The following is a 17,831-nucleotide window of genomic DNA, read 5'->3' on the forward strand; positions in this document are numbered from 1 at the left end:
ACCGGCAGGAAGGAAGTATCGGCCATGAGGATTCGATCGGTGGGGAGGAAGCTCGCGGTGCCGCTGTGCGCCGTGGCCCTGCTCGCGGCCGGCTGCGGCGCGAACGACAGCGGGGCTCCCGAGGGCGCGGTCGCGCAGGTGGGCACGGTCAACGACATCAACCCGCGCGATGTGAGCGAATTGCGCGACGGCGGCAATCTGCGGCTGGTGATGTCGTCGTTCCCCGAACAGTGGAATCCGCTGCAACTCGACAGCGACGGCGGTTCGGCGGGCGTCATCCGGCCCACCCTGCCGCGCTCGTTCGTCACCGACGCCGCCGGGCGGACCTCGGTGGATACGAACTATTTCACCAGTGTGGAACTCACCAGCACCGAACCCCAGCAGGTGACCTACACCATCAACCCGAAGGCCGTCTGGTCCGACGGTTCGCCGATCACCTGGGAGGACATCTCCTCGCAGGCCAATGCGCTCAGCGGCCGGGACAAACGGTTCCTGGTGGGCAACACCACGGGCTTCGACCGGGTCGAGAAGGTGGAACGCGGCGTCGACGATCGCCAGGCGATCATCACCTTCAACAAGCATTTCGCCGACTGGGCCGGCCAGTTCGCCGGAAACTCCATGCTGCTGCCCAAGGAGGCCACCGCCACCCCCGAAGCCTTCAACGAGGGCTGGCGCAACCAGGCCGGGAAGACGGCCGGGCCGTTCATCGTGCAGGCGACCGACCGCGCGCAGGGCCGGGTCGTACTGGGCCGCAACCCGAAGTGGTGGGGCGACACCCCCAAACTGGACACCATCACCTTCAGTGAGATGGCCTCCGAGGCCATGGTGCCCGCGCTGGCAAACAACGAGGTCGACGCGGTCGGCCTGGGTTCCCGCGACGATATGCAGACCGCGCGTAACACTCCCGGCGTGGTGATCCGCCGCGCACCCAGTGTCTATTGGAACCATCTGACCTTCAACGGTGCCCCCGGTTCGCTGCTGGAGGATCCCGGGGTGCGGGTCGCGATCATCAAGGCGATCGACCGGGCCGGGATCGCGAAAGCGATCCAGAACGGCCTGGTACAGGATCCGAAACCGCTGAACAATCACATCTTCGTCGAAGGCCAGGAGGGCTATCAGGACAACAGCCTGCCCTTCGATCCCGACGCCGCCGCCCGCGAACTGGATGCCCTGGGCTGGAAGCTCAACGGGGATGTGCGGGAGAAGGACGGCCGCCGGCTCGAGATCCGCGATGTGATGTACAACGATCAGTCCTGGGTGAAGATCGCGCAGATCATCCAGCAGAACCTCGGCAAGATCGGGGTCAAGCTGAATATCGAGACCAAACCCGGCCCGGGATTCTTCACCGATGTGATCCAGCCCGGCGATTTCGATGTGGCGCAGTGGAGCTGGCAGGGTGACGCGTTCCCGCTCAGCAGTATCCCGCAGATCTGGGGCCTCTACCCCGACGACCTGCAGGGCAACTACGGCCGGATCGGCTCCCCCGAGCTGAATCAGCTCATCGAGGAGACCTTGTCCGAACTGGATCCGCAGAAGGCCATCGACCTGGCCAACCAGGTCGACCAGGCGGTCTGGGCCGAGGGCCACTCGATCCCGCTGCTGCAGTCGCCCGGCAATGTCGGCGTCCGGGAGAACCTCGCCAACTACGGCGCCGCCGGGCTGGCCTCGCTGGACTACACGAAAATCGGTTTCCTGAAGTGAGTTCCGGGATGGGCCGCGCCCTGGCCTATCCCCTGGCAGTGACGATCGGCGCCCTCGCGGTACTCACCGCGTGGGCGCCGTTCGCCGATCCGGACCAGCTCAGCGCACTGGTCGTGGTGGGCGCGGGGATCGTGGGCTACAGCGGGTACCGGTTCGCGGTGGCGGCCGGGTCGCTGCGCTACGGTCCCGCCCGGCCGGGACCGGTTCCGGTGCGCCGGGTCAGACAGGAGTATCAGCTGCTCAGCCGGTCGTGGCTGGAGATCCGTGAGCAGCGCCGGAGCTACTGGATCCCGGTGTATTTCACGCCCGAGCTGGTCGGGTTCACCGGGGGCACGGCCTATCTCGGCGACCGGCGGATCGTGGTCCGGGAGGGCGGAACGGAAACGGCCGGAGAGGAGGCCCGGGCCGCCGAAAGTGCCGATACCGGTCTCCGGCTGCTGCCGGCAGGCCGGGAACGTGATACCGAACCCCCGGGGCGGCTGGTGGACAACCCCACCCGGGCCGGTCGCGATATCGCCGCCCGCGGCGCCGCGGTTGCCCGGATCGGCCGCAGACTGCTGCTGGACGCCCAAACCGCGGTCGCCGCACCGTTCGTCGGGCTGCTGTGGGTGTATGTGATGGGTGGTGGAATCGGCGCGTTCGCCGGTTCCGCGGTGGTCGCGGCCGCCACCGGAATCTGGCTGTCCGCGATCAGGGGTTCGGATCCGAGCTGACCGACCGGCTTCCACGATCGAGTACCCGCGGTGCGCCGCTCGCGGCTCGTACCGTTCGATCGGCACGAGCCGCGCCGAGTCCACTCACCCGACGGCGGTGCCCTCGAGTTCGACCAGCTGGCCCGGGATCGCCAATCGCGTCACACCCAGCATCGTGGTGGTGGGCGCCACCCCGGCCGCGCCGAGCCATGACGCCAGCACCCCGTAGTGCGCGAAGAGCAGATCGACGTCGGTCGTATAGACGTTGAGCCGGACCAGATCCGCCGGCGACATCCCGGCGGCGCCGAGCACCGCCGCCAGATTGTCCACACTCATCCCCAGCTGGGCCGCCATATCGCCGTCGTACTGTGGCTCACCGTCGTCGTTCATCGCGGTCTGGCCCGAGATGAACAGGGTCCGCGTATGGCCGGATACCATCTCGCCCTGGTTGAACCCCATCCCCACCGACCAGGCCACCGGGTTCACTGCCGTTCGTTGCATCGCCACATCCACTCCATTCGATTCGTACGGTCACGCACGTCCGCAAGGCACGACGGCCGCTCCGGCCGCGCGTGAATGAGCCTCCCGGGAAATCACGACATCCTGTGTCAGGTATTTCCGTAGAATTTCCGGGTGCGTGCCGATCGGCTGATCTCGCTGGTACTGCTGCTGCGGCAGCGCGGCCGGATGTCCGCGGACAGCCTCGCCCGCGAGCTGGAAGTCTCCACCCGGACGGTGCTGCGCGATATCGACGCGCTTTCCGCTGCCGGCGTCCCGGTCTACGCCGAACGCGGCCGGCACGGCGGTTTCGCACTGCTGCCCGGATTCCGCACCGAACTCAACGGAATGAACCACGACGAGGCCCTCGCCCTGTTGACCGCCGCGTCGGGCCGGGGCGACCAGGTCTTCGGCCTGGGCTCCGCCCTCGCCTCGGCGATGCGCAAGCTGGTCGACGCGCTGCCCGAGAATCACCGGGCCACGGCAAGTGATGCGGCCCAGCGGTTTCTCGTCGACCCGGAAACCGACCTGCTCGCGCGCCGGCAACTCACCGAGGACATACCGAACGCCGTCATGATCCAGGTCCGGCGGGCGGTACTCGCCGGACACAAATTGCGTATCCACTACGCGGCGGTGGATCAGCCACCGAAATGGCGAACGGTGGACCCGATCGGCCTGGTCACCGTACGTGACACGGGGTACCTACTGGCCACGACCGCGGGCGCGGACCGGACCTACCGCCTCTCCAGAATCCATGCGGCCGAAGCCCTCGCCGAACCCGCACAGCGACCGGATACGGTCGATATGGGCCGGATCTGGCAGGAACGCAGTGCCCGCTTTCGTACCGGCGGCGACCAGGTCACCGTGCTCCTGCGCATGAATCCGGCCCGCCGGGACGAACTGACCGGCACCGCACTGGCCGTACGCACCGAAGAAACCGGCGCCGACGGCCTGCTGCACCTCGAGGTCACCTTCCAGGATTCGAGGCACGCGGAGTGGGCGCTGTGGCAGCTGGGCACCGACGCGGAAGCCCTTGCCCCGCAATCGTTGCGCACCGCCCTGCGCGACCGCGCCGCCGCGATCGCCGCCCGCTACGCCTGATGTGGCGACGACATGGCCGGTCCCTCCGGTAACGGGAAGCGAGTCACGTTCTGCCACCGATCCCCGAGCTTCAGGGCCGACATGCCGCCCTGCCTACCTCCACAGCGGGAAGGTTCCCGTTTCAATGGTTTCCGATCACGTGTCGATTCCCAGCACACCGGAGACCTGTCGACACGGGCCGCATTCGAGCCAGGCACAGATTCGGAGGTTCTGCGTGAAACGACGATTCACAGTCTCTGGGATGACCGCCGTGGTCGTGGCGATGGCGACGGTCGCGTTGTGGCCACCGGCCGCCGACGCGGCCGATCCGCCGTGCGGTGCGACGATGGACAGCTGGCTCGGCAGCCGCAACGAGGCCGAGTACACCGGGGGCGATACCACCATCGGTCTGGAAGGCGTTTCCGAGGGAGCACACGAAGGCGCCGGGTGGATCGAAGTGGCCGGCGAACGGATGAGGGTCGGCTACAGGTTGATCGAACAGGAACACGGCGGCGAAATCCTCTTCCTGCGCTCCGCATCCGAATATCATCTGACTTCCCTCGTCCAGCCCCTGTGTGATGCAAGCGGACTGGTTACCAGTGCGGAGTATTCGAGTGCCCGGCTGTTTCGGAAATCATCGACATAGGAAGACATCCGGGCTCGCGGCGGCGCCAGAAACGTTCTCCGGCCGATCGTGGGCCGTGAGGACTCCGACCGCCGCGACACCGAGCGTGATCGGTACCTAGTGCGGGATCGAATCGATGATGGCCCGCGCACCCTGTCGCAGCAGATCCGAACCCACGAAGAAGCCCAGGGCCTGCGGATCCTCCGGCACACCCCAGTGCTGCGAATCCAGCCACTTCGTACCCTCGAGGTCGAAGACCTTGCCACGCAGTGAAAGCCGCCCGGTGGGTTCGATCACGCACACCCCGGCGATCGGCGAATTGCAGTGCCCTTGCAGCGCGTGCAGCATGGCGCGTTCGGCATCGGCGACCTTGCGGGTCTCCGCATGATCGAGCCGTCCCGCCAGCTCCCGGACCTCGTCGTCACCGGCGCGGCAGGCCAGGGTCAGCACACCCGCGCCGATCGGCGGGCACATCACATCCACCGGCAGGATCTCGGTGATCCGGTCCTCCCGGCCGATCCGGTACATCCCGGACACCGCGGCGATCAGCACATCGCAGTACCCGTCCTCCAGCCGTTGCAGCCGGGTGTTCATATTCCCGCGCAGCGGTTTCATCTCCAGGCCCGGATAGTGCAACCGCAACTGCGCGGCCCGGCGCACCGAACTGGTCCCCACCACCGTTCCGGCGGGCTGCTCGGCCAGCGGCCGGCCGTCCTTGGTGATGATCGCGTCGCGGACGTCGTCGCGCTTCGGGAATCCGGCGAACGCGATTCCTTCGGGAATCGGGATATCACCAGGAATATCTTTGAGGCAGTGCACCGCGAGATCGGCCCGGTCGTCGAGCAGGGCGTCGTCGATCTCCTTGACGAAAGCCCCCTTACCCCCGAGCTGCGCCAGATCCCCCATCCAGCGGTCACCGGCGGAGGTCACCTTCACCAATTCGGTTTCCACCCCGAACCCGGCGAGACCGGCAGCGACCTGCTCGGCCTGTGCCACCGCCATCGGGCTGGAGCGGGTGGCGATCCGGATGATGCGCGAAGCCATGGCGTGACTCTACCGCCGCTGAAAATCGGGCCGGAAGGTGCAGTGGGGATCACCTCGAAAGCCACCCGCCTCGATTGAGCGATGACCGGCGATGCGCCTGCATGGATCGTGCGTGCCGGTCCTCGGTGTCCTTATTTCCGATAGTCCGGCCTTTTGCTCGGTCCCGTTCGTGAGACGTACCTTCTCGCAGTTCGCCTCAGCAAGTCCCTGCTCTCGACAGTGTTCAACGACACGTCCAGAAGCATTCGAAACCACTCGGCATATGTGTCGACCGCAGACTCTTTCTCCAAGAACATATCGCCGGTGAAGCTCTCCACATAGACGACCCTTGGCTCTTCGACCTTCCGGGGCCTCTGACTCCTCGGCTGGAGCAGGACGAATGGACCCGTTACCTTCCCCAGCGGAAACCCGGCCGCGAAAGGCAGGATGTTGAGAGTCACATTCGGCAGACCGGCAAGGTCGGCCAGATACCGCAGTTGGGCGGCCATGACACGACGATCACCCACCAGGCCGTGGAGAACTGATTCCCGAAGCAGTATTTCGATGCTGACCGGTCGGGCTTTTCGAGTGATCAACGCCTGCCGCCGGAGGCGCGCTGTCACCCGGCGTTCATGCTCGGAAGGCGGCGCGTCCGGAAACGCCGACCGCATAAGGGCTGCGGCGTAGTCCCGCGTTTGCACGATCCCCGGCACAATCTCGGGCTCGTATGTACCGATCCGACCGGCACCCGACTCCAGGTTGACGAACACATCGAAATGTGCCGGGATCGGCTCGGCGAAATCATGCGACCAGCTCTTATCGTTGGCCTGCAAGGCCAGGCCCTTCAAAACCTCGGTGAACTCCTCGCTGAACTCGTAGATCCGGCACAAAGCCTCCAAGTCCACCAACCGGATCCGCTCGGTTTTGCCGACTTCCAGCCGCTGGACAGTGCTGATACTCCATTCCATGAGCGCGCCCACGTCGGCCAACGTCAAACCAACAGCCTCCCGCCCATCGCGCAGGTACTTACCGATCTGCCGCCGGGGCAGCGTCGATCCAGCGCACTCAGCCATTCGACCAGCTCCATTCAAGGGGACCGGGCGCCTCATCCGAGAGCCGTTCCGGCTTCCAAGATGAAAAACACCATGGTGATTCGGAGAGATTTCGATCGCATATGGCACAGCGCCGCATCTCGGTGCTGTGCTGGGTACGCGCCCGACGCGGAGAAGCTGTCGCCCCCAAGGCCCCGCCTACCCGCCCGGTCCCCCTTGTATCCACCGGTTCCGGGCGCACCAAAGATACCCCGAGAACGTCAGAGGTGGTGCGATCGAATCGATTTCGGTGCTTTACCAGCTGGGCAATCCACTGCCGGCGCCCAGCCGGGTCAGTAGCAGCCGCCGGCCTGAGCCTTGGGCATCATTCGGACCTATCCACCTATTGCTCGGCGTTCACCTCGACCGATTCACCGGCCTCGAGTTGGGCGATTCCCTGGGCGAGGCGGGCGGCGTTGGCGGGAGAACGCATTAGGTACATGGTTTCGCGAAGGGAGTTGTACTCGTCTTCGGAGATCAGTACCGCATTGCCCGATCGACCGCGGATGTGGATGGCCACGGCATCCTCGTTGACCCGCTCGATGAGCGAGTACAGTGCGGCCCGCGCCGCACGGGCGGTCATACTCGTCACCCGCGTCACCTCCCCCGTGTCGGCCGATGCGTTACCCCGCCGGTTCGGAGACCTTCCGGGACCGGAGTTCGTGGCCCTTGGAGGTTTTGCAGCGACCGGATTCCAGATCCCACTGCCACCCGTGCAGGTTGCAGGTGAGGGTTTTTCCTTCCACTACACCGAATTTCGACAGGTCGGCCTTCAGGTGGGGACAGCGGCGCTGGATCTCCCAGCCCTCGACCTCCACGGAGGCCGAATCGTCGTGGGCCTCGGAGAACCAGCCGTCGGCATAGGCGATGCGTTCGTCGGTGAGACATTTGAAGAAGGTGTAGAGGTATTCGTTGTAGCCGCCGATGCGCCACGCCTCGAAGCGGGTGGACAGGAAGATCGTGTTCACCCAGTCCGGTTCCTGATCGCGCAGTACGGTGCGCACGAGTTCGGGGGCGATGCGGAATCCGTAGCGGTACCGGCCCTCACCTTCCAGCGGTGCGCGGACGGCGCGGTTCGGGAAGTCCAGGACCACAGTTTCCTCGCCGATCACCAGACCGACCGGATAACCGATTCCGTCGCAGATCAGATCGCTCTGCGCCATGATCGGTTCGAACAGTTGCCGCAGCGGTTCGAGCAGCGGCTCACCCTCGGCGGGCGCCCAGGTCTTCTTCTCCGCCACCAGGACGGGGGCCAGGCGCTGCGCCATCTTCTCGATATAGGCGGCCTTATCGCTCCAGACCGTCGCCGGATCGTAGGGGTGGGCGAGTTCCGCGTCGGAACCGTGCACGTCGACGGTCGAACCGGGCACCATCAGCAGGCCGCGATCGTGACCGTGCTGCCGCATCTGGTCCAGGAAGACCATCTGGTCGGGGAAGATATTGCCTTCGTTTCCGCAATCGTCGTTGAGGTAGCGCAGATCGTCGTCCAGGAAAACCGGCGGACCCGCCGACGGCACCACCCAGGTGGCGCCCACCTGTTCGATATAGCTGCGGGCCCGGTCCATTCCGCGCTGCCGCTTCTGCTTGCCGAAATTGGATTTCGTCCGTGCGGGGATGTCGTACACCATCGGATACCAGATGGCGCCGGAGTACTGGAGCAGATGAATATCGATCTTGCCGAAGGCGTCGTGCAGGACATCCATATCCACCGGACGCGCGTCGTTCATGTTGAAACAGGTGGTCTCGCCGTCGGAGACGATGAGCCCGGAATCACCGATCGGGCCGTCCGCGGGGGCGCGCAACGCGACGATCATGATGTCGAGTTCCGCGGTGGGATCGCCGCTGCCGGCGCCCATTGCCCCGGTGATCCGGTGCTTGACCGAATCCTCGGTTTCGAAGAATTTGTGAAAACCGAGTTTCTCCAGCTCACGGCGCAGGTCCGGGACCGGGTAATCGGGCAGGAGGACGGTGGCGTCCTTGTTGACGTATTCGCGTAGATGCGCGGCGTCGAAATGATCTCGGTGCAGATGGGAGACGTATAGGAAATCGCAGTTGCCGAGTTCCTCCCAGTCGAGCTGGGTATTGTCCGGGAACGGGAACCAGGAACCGAAATACGCGGGGTTCATCCAGGGATCGCAAAGGATGGAACCGGCCGCGGTCCGGATATGGAATCCCGCGTGTCCGACACTGGTGATCTGCACGAGCTCACTCCTCCTGACCGTTTACGGGCCTCCAGGGTAGTGGGTCAGGCCGAGATTTCCCCGATGCAGTAGCCGTCGTCACCCTGCTCGAGGAGGAATGTCCGATTCTGTGTGACCCCTGCCGCATTCGTGACCGGCACCGATACCGACATATATCCCGGCGTCAACTGCTGTGAACTGATCTGCTGGTCGGCGAATCCGGTGACGCCGGTGAGCGCGCCGGGATCGGTTGCCAGCGGCGCAACCACCGGCGCGCCGGTGGCCTGCGGATCCCATCCGGCGGGTTCCGCGGCGCAGACCAGCGGGTATTCCTCCTCGCGGTCGGCGGGGTCGAGGGGCTGCCCGGTGGTGCGGGCGAGATAGCGGCGCACGGTGTGCCGGGCATCGGCGGCGTCGAAGACGGGTTCTGTATAGGCGGGTGACACCCGCCCGCAGGCATATCCGGACGCGACCCGGCTTTCGTCCACGGTGACGGTGGTCACTCCGTCGGTCCACGTGAGGGTTCCGTCGCTCACTGTGCCGGGCCGGGCCAGAGCGGTGAGTACCGCGTCGGGGTCGGCGTACATGGTCTGCACGGTGAGCGGCGGCAGGGACCAGCAGCGCTGCTGCAGGGTCGCGATATCGCCGACGCGCAGGTCGGCGGCGAACCGTCGCAGCGCGGGCGTGGCCTGCTCGACGCCCGGCACCGCGCCGACGACGGGAGCGTCCGCGGGCACCGGCGGCAGCGCCGGAGCGGCCGGAGGCGGTGGGGCCGCCGGCAGATCCGGCTGTGCGGAGTCGGCCGTTTCGGCAGGGGCGGTGTGTCCGGCCCCCTGATCGTCCCCGGGAATCCCCGATACGGAATCGCATCCGGTGCTCAGCAGGACCCCGGCCGTGGCGAGACCGGCGGCCAGCGATCGCACCCGGGTATACCGCCGGCCCGGCACGGCGACCGTGCCCTCGGTAGCGATCTCGGGGACCTCACGTACCGGTTGCGGCGCGGCGGCACCACCGGTTCGGCGCGACGGTACGGGGCGGGCGCGTTCCACTTCGACGATCACCTTTCCTGCGAACACCTCGGCGCATCCGGCTCCGCGCGGATCCGGACAACCCGGACAGGGTTCGGCGCGGCGGGCCGGACGCTGCCGGTCATCATGGCAGCGACTACGCTAGCGGACTTGTGGAACCCGTCTACCGGACGATCATCGGGCTCGCCCGGACCGTCTTCTTCCTCGAGGGCCTGAAATTCACCGTCACCGGCGACGAGAACATTCCCGCCCGGGGCGGTGCGGTTCTCGCGGTCAATCACACCGGCTATATGGACTTCACCTACGCGGGCCTGCCCGTGCGCACACCGAAGCGCTATATCCGGTTCATGGCCAAACACGATGTCTTCGACAACAAGATCTCCGGGCCGATCATGCGGGCGCTCAAACATATTCCGGTGGACCGCACCGCCGGTGCCGAATCCTATAAATCGGCCGTGGAGTACCTGCGCGCCGGTGAACTCGTGGGCGTCTATCCCGAGGCCACCATCAGCCGCAGTTTCGAGATCAAGGACCTGAAGTCCGGGGCCGCGCGGATGGCGATCGAGGCCGAGGTGCCGATCATCCCCATCGTGATCTGGGGTGCGCAGCGGGTCTGGACCAAGGGTCATCCGAAGCGGCTGGGCCGCACCAACACGCCGATCTCCATCGCCGTCGGGGCGCCGATCCCACCCTATGAGCCGGCGGCCGACCTCACCGCCGAACTCAAGGTCACCATGCAGAAACTGCTGAGCGGGCTGCAGGAGACCTACGTGCACGAGCCCGGTGCGTACTGGGTTCCGGCCCGGCTGGGCGGCGGCGCGCCCACGCTGGCGGAGGCCGACGTCCTGGACGCCGCCGAGGCCGAGGAACGCGCGGCCCGCAAACGCGCCGAACAGGACGACCCCGGCGCGTAACATCGGTTCCGCCGAGCAGGTGGCGGCCGCGAGCGGGCGGATGCGGGTACTGATCAGGAGCGGACGATGGCACGGGAGCCGGTTTTCGATGTTCTCGCCGGGCTGGTGCATACGGTCGATTTCGCGCAGGGACTCCGGATCGATATCCGCGGTCAGGAACATATCCCGCGTACCGGCGGTGCCGTTCTCGCGGTGAACCACACGGCATACCTGGATTTCATGCAGGTGGGGGTCGTGGGACGCCGCTCGGGCCGCAATGTGCGGTACATGATGAAGGCCGAACTCGAACACGGCATCGTCGGTTTCCTGATGAAGCACTGCAAGGCGATCGGCGTGGACCGGTCGGCGGGGGCGCAATCGTACGGCCGGGCGGTGACCGCGCTGCGCGACGGCGAACTGGTCGTCGTCTATCCGGAGGCCACCATCAGCCGCAGTTTCGAGCTGAAGGAATTCAAATCCGGGGCGGCGCGGATGGCATTGGAATCGGAGACGCCGGTTGTCCCGATGGCCATCTGGGGCGCGCAGCGGATCTGGACCAAGGGTTTCCCGAAACGCCTCGGCCGCCACAATTTCCCGATCCATATCCGGATCGGTGAGCCGTTGGCCGCCGAGGGTTCGGTGGCCGAGGTGACCACTGCCCTCCGCACCCGGATGGCCGGACTGCTGGAGTCCGCGCAAGAGGGCTACCCGATGCCGCCCGGCGAGCCGTGGGTACCGGCCCGGCTGGGCGGCGGTGCGCCCACCCTGGATCAGGCCGCCGTGCTGGAGGCCGAGGAGTACGCGCGCCGCCGGGCCCGGCGTTCCTGAGACCGGTCCACTCGCCGACACCGTCGCCGATACCCCCGCGGGGGTATCGGGTGGCTGCACGCGGCCGTGCCGGGTCCGTACGGGCGTATCCGGTCGGGCGGCGGTCGCCACCATTGCACACTCCAGAGACTCGAGCTATTTCCCTACCTCCACGAGCACTGTTGACAAAATACCCTAGGGGGGTACCGTAACCATCAACGGCGGCGCGGATCGCCGCCGATCGATGGATGGAGTACCCGATGAGAACATCGACGAAGTTCGCGGGCTTCACGCTCGGGCTTGTCGCCCTGTTCGGTATCGCGCTGGGAGTGGGAACCCTGGTCGATACCCCCGGCACCGAGCCCGAGGAGCACAGCGCGGCCACCGGCGAGCCGGAGGCCGCGAGCCCCGGCGGCCTGACCGCCGGCGCGGGCGGATACACGCTGGTGCTCGCGGAGCCCATCACCTCCACCGGCGACCGCACCCTGCGCTTCCGCATCCAGGACAGCGCGGGCCGTCCGGTCACGCGGTACACCGCCGAGCACGAGAAGGACCTGCACCTGATCGTGGTGCGCCGCGATATGGCGGGATACCGGCACCTGCATCCAGCCCTCGGCGCCGACGGAACCTGGAGCACCCCGCTCGACCTCTCGGGCGCCGGCGACTACCGGGTCTTCGCCGACTTCGTAACCGCCGACGGCACACCGCTGACCCTCGGCGCGGACCTGCGGGTCGCCGGGAACTACACACCCCGCCCGCTGCCCCCGGCCGCCACCACCGCGACCACCGGCGAATACACCGTGGAAATGTCGGGCGGCCTCGCCCCCGGAGCGCATACCGACGCGACCTTCACCGTCACACGCGGCGGGAAACCGGTTACCGATCTGCAGCCCTACCTGGGCGCCTACGGCCACCTCGTGGCCCTGCGGACCGCCGACCTCGGCTATCTGCACGTCCACCCCGCCGGACACCCGGGCGACGGCACCACGCCCGCCGGACCGGGCGTAACCTTCGCGGTGACGGCCCCCGGACCGGGCGACTACCGGCTGTACTTCGAATTCCGCCACGACGCAGCGGTGCACCGGGCCGAGTTCACGGTCCCCGTAACCGCCACCGCGGCACCCACCGACAACGGCCACGGCCACTGATACCGGCCACGGAGCAGAGACGATGACCACCCAGGCAGACGAAACCACACCGGCGACCACCCGCCCGACCGAGCAGGTCGAACTGGTGATCGGCGGCATGACCTGCGCCTCCTGCGCCAACCGCATCGAGAAGAAACTCAACCGCCTCGACGGCGTCACCGCGACCGTCAACTACGCGACCGAGAAGGCCCGGGTCCACTACCCGGCCGGCCTCGCCCCCGCGGATCTGGTCGCCGTGGTCGAGGCCACCGGCTACACGGCGGCCCTGCCGGAGCCGCCCGTCGCGGAACCGGAGGCGGTCGAACCGTCCGACCCCACCGGCGCGCTACGCACCCGGCTGCTGATCTCGCTGGTGCTGACCGTTCCGGTGATCGCGATGGCGATGATCCCGGCGCTGCAGTTCACCAACTGGCAGTGGCTCTCGCTCACCCTGGCCGCGCCGGTGGTGGTCTGGGGCGCATGGCCGTTCCACCGGGCCGCCTGGACCAATCTGCGCCACGCCACCGCGACCATGGACACCCTGGTCTCCCTGGGTACCCTCGCCGCGTTCGGCTGGTCGCTCTACGCCCTGTTCTGGGGCACCGCGGGCACCCCGGGCATGACCCACCCCTTCGAATTCACCATCGCCCGCATGGACGGCACCGGCAGCATCTATCTGGAGGCCGCCGCCGGGGTCACCACTTTCATCCTGGCGGGTCGCTATTTCGAGGCCAGGTCGAAGCGGCGGGCCGGGGCGGCGCTGCGGGCGCTGCTGGAGATGGGCGCCAAGGAGGTTTCCGTGCTCCGGCCGGGCGCCGGCGACACCTGGACCGAACAGCGGATACCGGTCGGCGAACTCGCCGTCGGCGACCGCTTCGTGGTGCGGCCCGGGGAGAAGATCGCCACCGACGGTGTGATCGCCGAGGGCTCCTCGGCGGTGGATGTGTCCATGCTGACCGGTGAACCGGTACCGGTGGAGGTCGGCCCGGGCGATACCGTCACCGGCGCGACGGTCAACGTGGGCGGCCGGCTGACCGTGCGCGCGACCCGGGTCGGCGGCGATACCCAGCTCGCGCAGATGGCGCGAATGGTGGAGGACGCCCAGTCCGGAAAGGCACAGGCCCAGCGGCTGGCCGACCGGATCTCCGGAGTGTTCGTACCGATCGTGATCGCGCTGGCGGTGGCGACCCTGGGCTTCTGGCTCGGCACCGGCGGGTCGGTGGCGGCGGCGTTCACGGCCGCGGTCGCGGTCCTGATCATCGCCTGCCCGTGCGCCCTGGGCCTGGCGACCCCGACCGCGTTGATGGTCGGCACCGGCCGCGGCGCCCAGCTGGGCATCCTCATCAAAGGTCCCGAGGTGCTGGAATCCACCCGGCGCGTGGACACCGTGGTCCTGGACAAGACGGGCACCGTCACCACCGGCCGGATGACGCTGGTGGACGTGATCGCGGCCGGTGGCGCCGATACCGACGAGGTGGTGCGGCTGGCCGGATCCCTCGAGGACGCCTCCGAGCATCCGATCGCCGCCGCGATCGCCGCGGGTGCGCGCGATCGGGTCGGCGATCTCCGGCCGGTCGAGGGTTTCCGCAATATCGCCGGACTCGGGGTCGAGGGCGTGATCGACGGGCACGCGGTGGTCGTCGGGCGGCCCGGTCTGCTCGCGGACTACGCCCTGTATCCGGATGCCGAACTCGAGCAGGCCATGCGCGCGGCCGAGAGCAAGGGCCGGACCGCGGTGGCGGTGGGCTGGGACGGACAGGTGCGCGGAGTGCTCGTCGTGGCCGACACCGTGAAACCGACCTCCGCCGAGGCGGTCTCCCGGCTGCGTGCCCTGGGGCTCACTCCGATCATGCTGACCGGCGACAATGCCACCGCCGCGAAATCCATCGCGGCCGAGGTCGGGATCGACGAGGTGATCGCCGAGGTGCTGCCGCAGGACAAGGTCGCGGTGATCGAACGGCTGCAGGGCGAGGGCAAGGTGGTCGCGATGGTCGGCGACGGTGTCAACGACGCCGCCGCCCTGGCCCGCGCCGACCTGGGGCTGGCCATCGGCACCGGTACCGATATCGCCATCGAGGCCGCCGATCTGACCCTGGTCCGCGGCGACCTCACCGCGGCGCCCGACGCGATCCGGCTGGCCCGGCGCACCCTGGGCACCATCAAGGGCAACCTGTTCTGGGCCTTCGGCTACAACGTCGCCATGATCCCGCTGGCGATGGCCGGGCTGCTCAACCCGATGCTGGCGGGAGCCGCGATGGCTTTCTCCTCGGTATTCGTGGTCAGCAACAGTCTGCGCCTGCGCAATTTCCGCCCCACGCACTGACGGGCGGCCTGCCTCCGGGGATCCTGTCCCCTTCGCACCGGGTAGCGCGCGGTGGCCGCCGGACAACCGTCCGGCGGCCGCCGCGTTGCGCGGGACCGGCCCTGCCGAGTTCCGACGCCTCCCTGACGAAACTCGGCGCGGTGCCCACCACCGGCCGGGACACCGGCAGCATGCTCGATCGAACACCCACCCCTTGTGCGAAGTCCGGCACGGCGCACTATCGGAACGACCCAGGCATGGCCGCGAGCCCCCGGTGTGGCAGCAGATGCCCTAGTCCGCGACCCGTGCCTCCTCGGGAGTGGTGGAGCGGGCCGCGATCGCCACCGCGACCAGGGTGAGCACACAACCGACGACCTTCACCACCGACAGCTCAGCCCCGGTGGGCAGCATCCAATCCAGCGCGAGGGACGCCGACAACTGCCCGGCGACCGTACTCAATCCCATCAGCAGCACCCCCACCCAGCGCACCACCAGCACTCCGGCCGCGATGAACACCACGCCGATCACCCCACCGAGATACAGCCAGGGTTCGCCGGGAAACCGAGCGGGCGGGCCCACCGCGATCAGCACCAGCGATTCGATCACCAGCAGCCCCGCCAGGCCCACCCCGAAATTGATCACCGTGGCCGCGAACGGGCTGCCGCTCGCGCCGATCCTGCCGTTCCACGCCTGCTGCCAGGCCAGCCCGAACCCGGCGAGGGCCGGCAGCGCGAGCAGCAGCGGCGTCGGTACACCGGAGAGCCAGCCCGCGGTGTTCGACTCCGGACCGGCGCCACCGGACCCCGCCGCCAGCACGGCGACCACCGCCAGTCCCGCCCCCGCGATTCGCGCCGGGGTGACCGGCGTACGGCCGCCCGGGCCCACTCCCAGCCGGTCGACCAGCAGACTGCTCAGCAATTGGCCGGATACCGCCGCGACCGTGAAGGCGGCGACCCCGATCGTGGCGACCGTCAGCGACTGGCTCGCCACGAACATCGCCCCGCACAACCCGCCCAGCAGCTGGAACGGCCGCAGTTCCCGTGCCGCAACCGCGCCGCGGACCGCCCGCAACCCCGCGCGCAGCCGGGGACCGAGCGCGACGGCCACCATGAGCACCGCGAAACCGCTGCCGAAACTCACCACCGCCGCGGCGACGCCGTCCTCCAGCCGGGCTCCCAGCTCTCCGTTGATGCGGCCCTGTGTCGCGACCCCGGCCCCGATGACCAGCCCGAGACCGAGACCCCACTGCCGCCACACCATGATCGAAACCCTACCGACGGCGCGGGGACTACCGGCCCGGCCGGGACGGCAGCCAGGCCGGTGTCAGCAGGCCGATCGCGACCAATGCCAGACCCAGCGCCGCGATCGCCGAGGATATCGGCAGCCACAGCGTCAGCAGCGCGACGAACCCGAACACGGCCAGTCCGACAAGTTCCTCCAGCAGCCCGACCACCGACATGACCGTGGCGCGGGCGGGCCCGCTGATGGCGTCCTGCAACCGTGCCTCGGCGATGATGCCGGCGTTGTAGACGGTGCCGTACGCGGCGGCGAGCGCCGTGAAACCGAGCACGGTGAGCACGTACACGGCCCCCGGCCGGTGCGCGGCCGCCCCGGCGATCAGCGCGCCCGCCCCGAACAGCACACCCGCGCCGCCGAGCGCCCACGCCATCACCCGCGCGCTCATCGCCTCGGTCCGGCCCGCCAGCAGCGAACCCGCCAGCGACCCCAGCACCGTCACCCCGACCAGCACCGGTACCACCGCGGTCGCCACTCCCGCCTCCCCCGCGACCAGGCCGAAATACTCGTCGAACGCGGTGATCCCGTACAGCAGCGCACCCAGCGCCACCCCGTACCGCACCTTGCGCACCCGGACCGCTTCGCCGACACCGGTGCGCAGCATCCGCAGATACCTCCGGAAGGTCCCGGAACCATCGGCCCCGCCGGCCACCGCGGGCTCGGCGGTGCCGGGCCGGGGAGCGGGCGTCAGCACGGCCGGTTCACCGGAATCGTCCTCGTCGAGGTCGGCCACCGCGGCGGCGGATACGGTCTTCGGCGCGGCAGGCAGGCTGCGCGCCAGCACCGTATGCAGTACCGCGCAGCCGACGCTGACCCAGCCGACCAGTGCGTATCCACCCCACAGGTACAGCGGGGTCCCGGCGAGAATCGCGATCACCGCACTCAGTTCGCTACCCGATCTGGTGTAACCGAGCACGCGGGCATAGGCGCGGGATTCACCTCTGGCGGTGAGTTCGTCGTAGAGCAGGGCCTCGAAGGTGCCCGAACGCAATGCGCCCGCCAGCCCCCAGAGGACGAACCCGAGCGCGAAACCGGCATAGGACGGCACCACCGTCCACAGCACGAAACCGGCCGTCATCAGCAGGCCGTTCGCGATCAGCAGGCCGCGGCGCGACACCGTATCGGCCCAGGCGCCCGAGGGCACCTCACAGACGAAGGCGGTCGCCGACCAGAGCGCGAGCAGCAACGAGATCTGTCCGGGACCGAAACCGTGGTCGGCGAACAGCAGGGCGTAGAGCCCGTAGTACGGGATCAGGTCGCCTGTCGCGGCGAACAATGTCGCACGCAGTGTCAGCGAGCGCAGTCCTGCCTCCCGATCGGAGCGGGCGGACCCGGCTCAACGGTGGTAGAAGATCATTCGCACAGCGATCAGCATTCGCGCCGGACGCACGCGGGTCAAGCCATTTTCGGACAACGGCGCGCCGCTACAGCGGGATCCACCCGTTGTCGTCGGCCGGGGCGCCCAGTTCGCGCCGCTCGGCCGGACGC

At 68.2% G+C, this 17,831-nt stretch carries 16 protein-coding genes; 8 read left to right on the forward strand and 8 right to left on the reverse strand.

Annotated elements, in window-relative coordinates; genetic code table 11:
- Window positions 1-24 precede the first annotated feature (24 nt).
- Window positions 25-1,701: an ABC transporter family substrate-binding protein gene (locus tag ACWDU1_RS04515; protein ID WP_449995874.1), complete on the forward strand. Its 1,677-nt coding sequence runs from the start codon at window positions 25-27 to the stop codon at window positions 1,699-1,701.
- Window positions 1,698-2,414 (forward strand): hypothetical protein, encoded by a 717-nt coding sequence (locus tag ACWDU1_RS04520; RefSeq protein WP_449995875.1) that lies wholly within the window; start codon window positions 1,698-1,700, stop codon window positions 2,412-2,414. Before ACWDU1_RS04515 ends, ACWDU1_RS04520 begins: the two co-directional genes overlap by 4 nt.
- 84 nt (window positions 2,415-2,498) lie before the next feature.
- On the opposite strand, the gene ACWDU1_RS04525 is transcribed toward ACWDU1_RS04520, so the two are convergent.
- Window positions 2,499-2,894, reverse strand: a complete 396-nt coding sequence (locus ACWDU1_RS04525; RefSeq protein ID WP_449995876.1) for a RidA family protein — start codon at window positions 2,892-2,894, stop codon at window positions 2,499-2,501.
- 132 nt (window positions 2,895-3,026) lie between these two features.
- Here ACWDU1_RS04525 and ACWDU1_RS04530 point away from each other — a divergent pair, with 132 nt between their 5' ends.
- Window positions 3,027-3,992 (forward strand): helix-turn-helix transcriptional regulator, encoded by a 966-nt coding sequence (locus ACWDU1_RS04530; RefSeq protein ID WP_449995877.1) that lies wholly within the window; start codon window positions 3,027-3,029, stop codon window positions 3,990-3,992.
- Window positions 3,993-4,233: 241 nt separating this feature from the next.
- The gene (locus tag ACWDU1_RS04535; RefSeq protein ID WP_449995878.1) at window positions 4,234-4,617 is read left to right on the forward strand and encodes a hypothetical protein; all 384 of its coding nucleotides are present in this window, start codon (window positions 4,234-4,236) and stop codon (window positions 4,615-4,617) included.
- Window positions 4,618-4,713: 96 nt separating this feature from the next.
- On the opposite strand, the gene hemC is transcribed toward ACWDU1_RS04535, so the two are convergent.
- The 5 genes from hemC to ACWDU1_RS04560 all read right to left on the reverse strand — a co-directional run bounded on the left by hemC (window position 4,714) and on the right by ACWDU1_RS04560 (window position 9,966).
- The gene (gene hemC, locus ACWDU1_RS04540) at window positions 4,714-5,640 is read right to left on the reverse strand and encodes a hydroxymethylbilane synthase (RefSeq protein ID WP_449995879.1); all 927 of its coding nucleotides are present in this window, start codon (window positions 5,638-5,640) and stop codon (window positions 4,714-4,716) included.
- Window positions 5,641-5,771: 131 nt separating this feature from the next.
- The gene (locus ACWDU1_RS04545; protein ID WP_449995880.1) at window positions 5,772-6,692 is read right to left on the reverse strand and encodes a helix-turn-helix domain-containing protein; all 921 of its coding nucleotides are present in this window, start codon (window positions 6,690-6,692) and stop codon (window positions 5,772-5,774) included.
- A gap of 361 nt (window positions 6,693-7,053) precedes the next feature.
- A complete protein-coding gene (locus ACWDU1_RS04550) occupies window positions 7,054-7,293 on the reverse strand; it encodes a type II toxin-antitoxin system Phd/YefM family antitoxin (protein ID WP_449995893.1) in 240 nt (79 codons plus the stop codon).
- A gap of 40 nt (window positions 7,294-7,333) precedes the next feature.
- Window positions 7,334-8,911: a Rieske 2Fe-2S domain-containing protein gene (locus ACWDU1_RS04555; RefSeq protein ID WP_449995881.1), complete on the reverse strand. Its 1,578-nt coding sequence runs from the start codon at window positions 8,909-8,911 to the stop codon at window positions 7,334-7,336.
- A 44-nt stretch (window positions 8,912-8,955) separates the two neighbouring features.
- Window positions 8,956-9,966, reverse strand: coding sequence for a hypothetical protein (locus tag ACWDU1_RS04560; RefSeq protein WP_449995882.1), 1,011 nt, complete (start codon window positions 9,964-9,966; stop codon window positions 8,956-8,958).
- A gap of 104 nt (window positions 9,967-10,070) precedes the next feature.
- Between ACWDU1_RS04560 and ACWDU1_RS04565 the strand changes: the two genes are divergently transcribed.
- The 4 genes from ACWDU1_RS04565 (at window position 10,071) to ACWDU1_RS04580 (ending at window position 15,068) form a co-directional block, all read left to right on the forward strand.
- Complete coding sequence (locus ACWDU1_RS04565) at window positions 10,071-10,832, forward strand: lysophospholipid acyltransferase family protein (protein ID WP_449995883.1); 762 nt, start codon at window positions 10,071-10,073, stop codon at window positions 10,830-10,832.
- A gap of 66 nt (window positions 10,833-10,898) precedes the next feature.
- Entirely contained in the window at window positions 10,899-11,639 is a 741-nt protein-coding gene (locus ACWDU1_RS04570; RefSeq protein ID WP_449995884.1) for a lysophospholipid acyltransferase family protein, read from the forward strand.
- 239 nt (window positions 11,640-11,878) lie between these two features.
- Entirely contained in the window at window positions 11,879-12,766 is an 888-nt protein-coding gene (locus ACWDU1_RS04575) for a hypothetical protein (protein WP_449995885.1), read from the forward strand.
- A gap of 22 nt (window positions 12,767-12,788) precedes the next feature.
- A complete protein-coding gene (locus ACWDU1_RS04580) occupies window positions 12,789-15,068 on the forward strand; it encodes a heavy metal translocating P-type ATPase (RefSeq protein WP_449995886.1) in 2,280 nt (759 codons plus the stop codon).
- Between the two features lie 270 nt (window positions 15,069-15,338).
- Here ACWDU1_RS04580 and ACWDU1_RS04585 read toward each other — a convergent pair whose 3' ends face one another.
- Window positions 15,339-16,307 carry a DMT family transporter gene (locus tag ACWDU1_RS04585; protein WP_449995887.1) on the reverse strand — a complete coding sequence of 323 codons (969 nt, stop codon included), beginning with the start codon at window positions 16,305-16,307 and terminating at the stop codon, window positions 15,339-15,341.
- Window positions 16,308-16,335: 28 nt separating this feature from the next.
- Window positions 16,336-17,619, reverse strand: coding sequence for an MFS transporter (locus ACWDU1_RS04590; RefSeq protein ID WP_449995888.1), 1,284 nt, complete (start codon window positions 17,617-17,619; stop codon window positions 16,336-16,338).
- Between the last annotated feature and the right edge of the window lie 212 nt (window positions 17,620-17,831).

It is taken from the genome of Nocardia sp. NPDC003345, from assembly GCF_053589395.1.

What these genes read in the sequence shown, in the direction of transcription:
- hemC (WP_449995879.1), bottom strand. Translation starts at nt 5,640, where the DNA reads ATGGCTTCGCGCATCATCCGGATCGCCACCCGCTCCAGCCCGATGGCG.
- ACWDU1_RS04580 (WP_449995886.1), top strand. Translation starts at nt 12,789, where the DNA reads ATGACCACCCAGGCAGACGAAACCACACCGGCGACCACCCGCCCGACC.
- ACWDU1_RS04545 (WP_449995880.1), bottom strand. Translation starts at nt 6,692, where the DNA reads ATGGCTGAGTGCGCTGGATCGACGCTGCCCCGGCGGCAGATCGGTAAG.
- ACWDU1_RS04575 (WP_449995885.1), top strand. Translation starts at nt 11,879, where the DNA reads ATGAGAACATCGACGAAGTTCGCGGGCTTCACGCTCGGGCTTGTCGCC.
- ACWDU1_RS04570 (WP_449995884.1), top strand. Translation starts at nt 10,899, where the DNA reads ATGGCACGGGAGCCGGTTTTCGATGTTCTCGCCGGGCTGGTGCATACG.
- ACWDU1_RS04515 (WP_449995874.1), top strand. Translation starts at nt 25, where the DNA reads ATGAGGATTCGATCGGTGGGGAGGAAGCTCGCGGTGCCGCTGTGCGCC.
- ACWDU1_RS04525 (WP_449995876.1), bottom strand. Translation starts at nt 2,894, where the DNA reads ATGCAACGAACGGCAGTGAACCCGGTGGCCTGGTCGGTGGGGATGGGG.
- ACWDU1_RS04550 (WP_449995893.1), bottom strand. Translation starts at nt 7,293, where the DNA reads ATGACCGCCCGTGCGGCGCGGGCCGCACTGTACTCGCTCATCGAGCGG.
- ACWDU1_RS04535 (WP_449995878.1), top strand. Translation starts at nt 4,234, where the DNA reads ATGACCGCCGTGGTCGTGGCGATGGCGACGGTCGCGTTGTGGCCACCG.
- ACWDU1_RS04585 (WP_449995887.1), bottom strand. Translation starts at nt 16,307, where the DNA reads ATGGTGTGGCGGCAGTGGGGTCTCGGTCTCGGGCTGGTCATCGGGGCC.